Genomic DNA, 6145 nt, shown 5'->3' with positions numbered 1-6145 from the left:
CGCGGCGGCGCTGGCGGACGGCGAGGGTCGTGGTGCAGGCGGCGATGAGGACGAGGCCGGCGGCACTGGCCCACCACTCCCAGAGCCCCATGCCCGGGGCAGGAGCGGCGGCCAGGCCGGCAGCCTGAACGCTCTGCGCTTCGACGGCGGTCGGAGTTCCGTTCGCGGCCCCCGCTCCGTCCGAGCCGTCGTCGGTCTCGGCGAGATCGATGACGGCACCGGCGTCGACGCTGCCCTGCAGGGTGATGGTGTGCTCGCCCGAGAGGCCCTTCGGGAGGGTGCCCGACCAGCGGACCACACCGTTCGCGTCGGCCGTGGCCGCGTCGTCGAGCAGGATCGGTTCGGAGTAGAGCACGACCAGGATGCCCGTCTCGTTCGCCTCGAAGCCGGAGGCCTCGATCTCGATGCGGCCGCCCGGGCGCAGCCGATCCGCGTCGGTGAGCACAGTGATGCCGGTCGAGGCGGGCGCCGTCTCGGCGGGCGTCCGCTGCGTCTCGTCCGTGCCGGCGGAACTGCTGCCGAAGCTCTTGGAACTCGTAGCGCCGACGGTGAAGCTGAGCGAATCGAAGCCGATGCTCTGGCTCCCGCTGCCGCCTGCGCCGCCGCTGCTCATGCTGCCGATCACGGCGACTCCGCTCCAGGTCACCTCGCCGCCCGCGCCGACCGTCTTGCTGGCGTTGCCGAGGTCGAGGCGGTACGAGGCCGCGCCGTAGGCGGTGGTGTTGCCGGTGTGCAGCGTGGCGGAGTTCGGGCCGGTGACGGTGATCGATGGGTTCAGCACCTGGAACATGGTCTGCCCGTATCCGGTGAAGGTCACCCGCCCGGAGTAGGCGACCGTGCCGGTCTGCGTGCGCGCGTTCCACTTCGTCGCCGAGGCCTGCGGGAACAGGTAACCGGATCCGACGCCGCTCGTCGAGACCGAGCCCTTGGCGCAGTGCGACATGCCGTAGGCTTCCTTGCCGTCGCAGGTCGTATAGGCCGTGAACTTGTCGGACACGCTCCAGAGAAGGGAGCCCTCGGCGGAACCCGACGAAGGCGTCGTCCGCTTCTTCGTCTTCGCCTGCTTCGCCAGGACCGTGATGTCGACCGCGTTCGAGACGGAGTGGCCGTAGGTGCTGTCGTCCTTCGGCGAGAAGCTCGCGCGTACGGAGTGGATCCCGACCGGCAGGCTCGTGGTGGCGAGCGATGCCTTGCCCTTCTTCACGGAGACGGGCTTGCCGAGCTGCTTGCCGGCGTACGTGAACGTGACCGTGCCGGCGAGCTTCGGCGAGACGCTCGCCGTGAAGGTCACTTTCTTCCCCTTCGTCGCCTTCTTGGGCGTCGCGCTGAGCTTCGTCTTCGTCTGCTCCTTGACGACGATCTCGCCGTCGGCGGGGAGGGAGAAGGTCACCGGGTCGAGGGTCTCACCGGGTTCGTAGAACTCGCCGAACGCGATCGCGCCCTCGGAGGTCAGCGTCGCAGCGGCGTCGGTCCAGGTGAACGTCGTCCCCTTCTTCGTCGGGGTGGGAAGACGCAGGGTCGCGATCAGGGCGTTCTCCAGGAGGTAGGGCGCGCCCACCTCGGTCATGCTCTTGAACTCGTACCCGGCCGCGTCCATGCGCAGTTCACCGGTCGTCGGCGAGGTGATGACGATGCGCGGCTTGGTGAAGGTCATATCGAGCGCGTAGACGCTCTTCCCACCGATCGTCATCGGGTGCGACTGGAAGTGCACCCCGTCTGCGGCGCCGAAGGTCACGTCGGCCGCGCTGCCGTCCGTCTTTACCGTGCCGGACCCGTTCGGCCAGACGTATACGCCCTTCGCCGCCGGCTGTCTCGCGTCGCCCAGGAGCGCGGCACGACCTTTGAAACTCGTGAAATTGTAGATGTAGTTGCGGAAGCTCGCCTTGACGCCCCAGGTGAGCTTCGCCCCCTCGACCTCCGCCTCACCGATGACCCGTATCTCGATCGTGTCGGAGGCGGCGCCGGAGTAGGCGTCAGCATCGTCGGGGAGGAACCCCGCCGAAAGCCGGTGCGTCCCGACCGTGAGGTCGTCGAGCGTGAACACGGCCGCACCGTCGACGACGGTTTCCGGATCCCCGATCGCATGCTGATCGTCCAGAAGCGTGACGGTGCCGGTCACCTCGACCGGAGTGACCGTCGCGGTGAGTGTCACTGAACCGCCGTGGTCGATCGTCGCCTTGGCAGGGGTCAGCGCGATCGACGTCTGGATCGCTTCCGGCTCATCGAGGCTTCGCGCCCGCTGAGCCTGCGTCGAAGACTGCGCGTCGGCACCGGTGCCGACGTCGGACGAGGAGTCCGAGTCGTCCGCTGCACCGTCTTCGTCGGGCGCGGTGGTCTCGGCCGGCGCTGCGGGTTCTGCGCCAGGATCCTCTTCGGCAGCGGGGAGGGCGTCGCCCTCGGCCGGCGCATCCGATTCGGCGCCTTCCGACTGCGCGCCGGCGTCGCTCTGCACCGTGGATTGAGGGACGGCGTCTTCGGCGAATGCCGATGGTGCCGCGAGCGCGGATCCGGCGACGACGAATGCGGTGACCGCGGCGGCCATGATCGCGCGCAGCCCGGCGTGCCGGCTCATGCGATCACCTCTCAATCTCTCCGTGCCGCGATGTTCGACGGTCCGTCTCGGCGTCCGCCGGGGGTGCGGCACCCCCACATCCTATGAGCAGAAAATGCCTCCGAGCCGTGAGTCCGACCGTTCCGAAAGGGAGAACAGACGGCTGGGCTCACGGCTCGGAGGCATTCGATCTAGCTGACCACCTTCAGCGTGCGGGTGACGCTGCTCTTCGAGTTGGTGTTGGTGGTCGAGAGCACGGTCACCTTGATCTTGTGCGTGCCCTTCTTCAGCTTGGGAATCGTCACGTTGCCCGTGCCGCTCTTGCTCAGGGTCACGGTGCGCAGCACCTTCTTGCCGTCGTAGAGCTTGACCTTGAAGTTCGCGGCCTTGGCCTTGAGCGAACCCGGGATGGTGACGGCGACCTTGATCTTGCCGTTCTGCTTGGTGGTCACCTTGGACTTGGCGAGCTTCGCCGAGACCTTCGGGGTGGCCTTGGTCACGACGACCGTGGTCGACCCCTTCGAGCCGGCGAACTCGGCCGAGTCGCTCGTGAACGTCGCGTTGACGGCCCGGGTTCCCTTGTTCACGGGAGTGGACAGCTGGATCGCCGCCTTGCCGTTCGCGAGCGTAGCATCGTAGTTCTTGCCGTTGATCTTGACCCGCACGGCACCGGTCGGGTGCTCGTCCGAGCGCTCAGCCTTGACGGTGACCGTCGCGGTCTTCTTCACGTTGTAGGAGAAGGTGCTCGGCGAGAACTTCACCGTCGTGGTGGTCGGCATGCCGAAGACGTCGTCCCACTGCTCTTCGCTGACGTCGAGAGCGATGCGGCCGTAGATGTTCTCCGGCGTCGCCGCGGCGTGCTGCTTCCATACGAGGATCTCGTAGCGCTTGTTGCGATCGAGCTTCGCGGCATCGGCGGTCATTGTGAACGAGGTCGCGCCGTCGGTCACCGCCGGGAAGGGCGGGAAGGCGAAGGCGATGTACTCGCTGTCGGGGTCGGTCAGCGAGGCTTCGTCGCCTTCCTCGATGACAGCGGCGTAGGCGCCGGTGATCCCCGCGGGGATCCCCGTGGCGGCACCGCTGACCGTGAGACCGGCGGGGCTGGAGTCGGCGACGGAGCCCGTCACCGTCGCCGGGTAGAAGCTGATGTCCGTCGAGAGCTCGTTCACCGGCTGCTGGGTGAGGGGCTGGTCCGAGGTGCCTGCGCCGCCGTGGGTGAACACCGCGTAGCGAGCGCCCTCCGGAAGCACGCCGAGGGCCGCCTTGGTGACCTCGACCGTGTACTCGAACGATGCCGTGCCATCGGCTTCGATCGTCCAGGTGCTCGGCGCCCGGCAGTTCAGATCTCCGTCGGCGAACCAGGTGTTGGGCCCGCCCTTGCGGTCGGGGGTCGCGCCGGTAGAGACGCCGCCCTCGGAGGGCTTCCAAGTGTCCTTGATCCAGCCGACCTGCACGTAGAAGCCCTTCGGCGCCGTCGCGAAGCTCGGGCAGCCGTAATAGCCGGGGATCCCGACGAAGCTGGTGTCGAATCCGCTGCCGGTGACGGTCAGCGTGTCGCCTTCGGGCTTCAGCTGCGTCTTCGACAGCTCGATCGTCGGCGTCGCCGGCTCGGCTGCCAGCGCCGCTGTGGGCGCGAGCGCCGCCCCGCTGGCGACCAGCAGTGCCGCCGTGGCGGTGGCCAGGAGGCTCCGCATCTTCTTCTGCGCAATCATGCTGTGACCGCACTCCTTCATTTGTCTCGTTTCGATCGGCCCCCGCGAGCAGATCGCTTCTCATCGGATCGAAGTTAGGCACGCCTAAGGCGGGCACCATCATCTAGTCTGACGAATATCATCTGATGTTGCAAGCCGGATTCTTCACCCTTCCGTCGACCGCGACGATGCGCGGACGATCCGGCGACGATGCACGCACTGGGAAACGAGGGAGATCGCTCATGTCGACACCACAGGAGACGCACCACAGCGCTCCCGCGCTCGATGCGGTGCGCGCGCGCCGATCCTATTCGAGCGTGACCGAGAGCGCCCCGAGCCGCGAAGAGATCGAAGGCCTGCTCGCTGCGATGTCGAGCGTCGCGGATCATAGCGCGCTCCGCCCCTGGCGCATCATCGAGCTGCGGGGCGATGCCCGGAAGAAGCTCGGCAAGGCACTCGCGAAGGGCGGCGGCATGAGCCTGGAGAAGGGCCTCTCGAAGGCCATGCGAGCGCCGCTCGTCCTGGCCGTCGTCGTCAGCCCGCGGAAGAGCAAGAAGGTTCCGCTCTGGGAGCAGGAGGCAGTCGCCTCCGGCGTGGCGCACTACCTCGGCCTGCTGCTGCACGAGGCCGGCTGGGGTGTCATCTGGCGCACCGGCGAAGCCGTACGTTCCCAGGCCGCGCGCAAGACGCACGAACTCGAGAAGCACGAGTACCTGCTCGGCTGGCTCTACGTCGGCGGGGTGGAGGATCGCCGCCGAAAGCACAAGCCCAGGAAGCCGCTCGACGTCTCCCGCCACCTCAGCGCGCTCTGACCCCGCTGCCGCGAGCGAACCCGCGGATCCCTATCCCCTGGCGCGGCTCGGGAGCGCCGCGATCCCGACCGCGATCAGCGCGATCGTCGCGCCCACGAGCATCCACGTGGTGACGCCGCCGGCGAGCGGCAGGCCGGCCTCGATCGCCACCGCGGAGACCAGTTGCCCGGCGACGCTCGACATGCCGAGCAGCAGCACGCCCGCCGTTCGGACGAGCGCCGCCGAGAGGGCGACGAAGACGATGCCCAGCGCGCCGCCGGTGTAGAGCCAGGGCTCCGTCGGCCAGTGCTCGGGCCATCCGCGCACCGCCGTCGAGACTCCGGCCGCGACCATCAGGAACACCGTGCCCACGGCGAAGCTGATGAACGTGGCGGTCAATGCACTGTGCGCCGAGACCCGCAGCAGCCCGTTCACCGCGGTCTGCCACGACATGAGCACACCGGCGACGAAGGGGATCACGACGAGCGCCAGTCCACTGGTCGCGCCGCTCAGATCCGCGGCCACCGAGACACCGACAGCGAAGACGGCGAGCACGCCGCCGGTCAGCCGCTGCCTCGACGGGTCCATCCTGCCGCCCGGGCCTACGCCGATCCTGTCGACGACGAGCCCGCCGAGCACCTGCCCGGCGACCACGCCGACCGTGAACAGCGCCACGCCGACCACCGGAGCGGCGGCCCCCTGCCCGAAAACGAAGACCGCACCGCACGCTCCGCCGGTCAGAGACCACCAGGGGAGGCGCCCCGATCGGAGGTCGTCCCGCACGCGCCCCAGCCCGCGCCGGCCGGCGGGAGAGACGAGCAGTGCGACGATCAGCAGCAGCGTGCCGGTACCGAACGAGATGAGGGCGGCCAGGTAGGCGTCACCGAGCGCCTTCCCGAGCCCGCCGTTCAACCGCGACTGCACGGCGATGAGCGCCCCGGCCAGGCCGCTGGCGAGCAGTGCAGCCCAGATGGGGAGAGCAGGTCGGTGCGTCACCCGATCACTCTATTGGAGTCGGAGCCTCCGAAGCGGAGCCTGAATCGTGTCGTGTTTGATGGAGGGTAATCCTGTACCGAAAGGAACCCCCGGCATCATGCCCGTCCCATACCCCG

4 protein-coding genes are annotated in these 6145 nt (G+C 68.4%); 1 reads left to right on the top strand and 3 read right to left on the bottom strand.

The features are described from left to right. The coding region (locus tag ACFPZL_RS08815) for an HtaA domain-containing protein (RefSeq protein ID WP_382335127.1) at window positions 1-2572 on the bottom strand (2572 nt) is incomplete at its 3' end. A 170-nt stretch (window positions 2573-2742) separates the two neighbouring features. Then, on the bottom strand, window positions 2743-4263 hold the full coding sequence (locus ACFPZL_RS08810) for an Ig-like domain-containing protein (RefSeq protein WP_218116327.1): 1521 nt from the start codon (window positions 4261-4263) through the stop codon (window positions 2743-2745). Between the two features lie 221 nt (window positions 4264-4484). Between ACFPZL_RS08810 and ACFPZL_RS08805 the strand changes: the two genes are divergently transcribed. Next, window positions 4485-5054 (top strand): nitroreductase family protein, encoded by a 570-nt coding sequence (locus ACFPZL_RS08805; RefSeq protein WP_218116328.1) that lies wholly within the window; start codon window positions 4485-4487, stop codon window positions 5052-5054. Window positions 5055-5084: 30 nt separating this feature from the next. Here the strand turns inward: ACFPZL_RS08805 and ACFPZL_RS08800 are convergent, their stop codons facing one another. Beyond that, window positions 5085-6029, bottom strand: a complete 945-nt coding sequence (locus ACFPZL_RS08800; protein WP_218116329.1) for a DMT family transporter — start codon at window positions 6027-6029, stop codon at window positions 5085-5087. Between the last annotated feature and the right edge of the window lie 116 nt (window positions 6030-6145).

It is taken from the genome of Leucobacter soli (assembly GCF_042659205.1).
GTDB classification, from domain to species: domain Bacteria; phylum Actinomycetota; class Actinomycetes; order Actinomycetales; family Microbacteriaceae; genus Leucobacter; species Leucobacter soli.
This window is presented reverse-complemented; position numbering and strand designations above follow the sequence as displayed.

What these genes read in the sequence shown, in the direction of transcription:
- ACFPZL_RS08810 (WP_218116327.1), bottom strand. Translation starts at nt 4,263, where the DNA reads ATGATTGCGCAGAAGAAGATGCGGAGCCTCCTGGCCACCGCCACGGCG.
- ACFPZL_RS08805 (WP_218116328.1), top strand. Translation starts at nt 4,485, where the DNA reads ATGTCGACACCACAGGAGACGCACCACAGCGCTCCCGCGCTCGATGCG.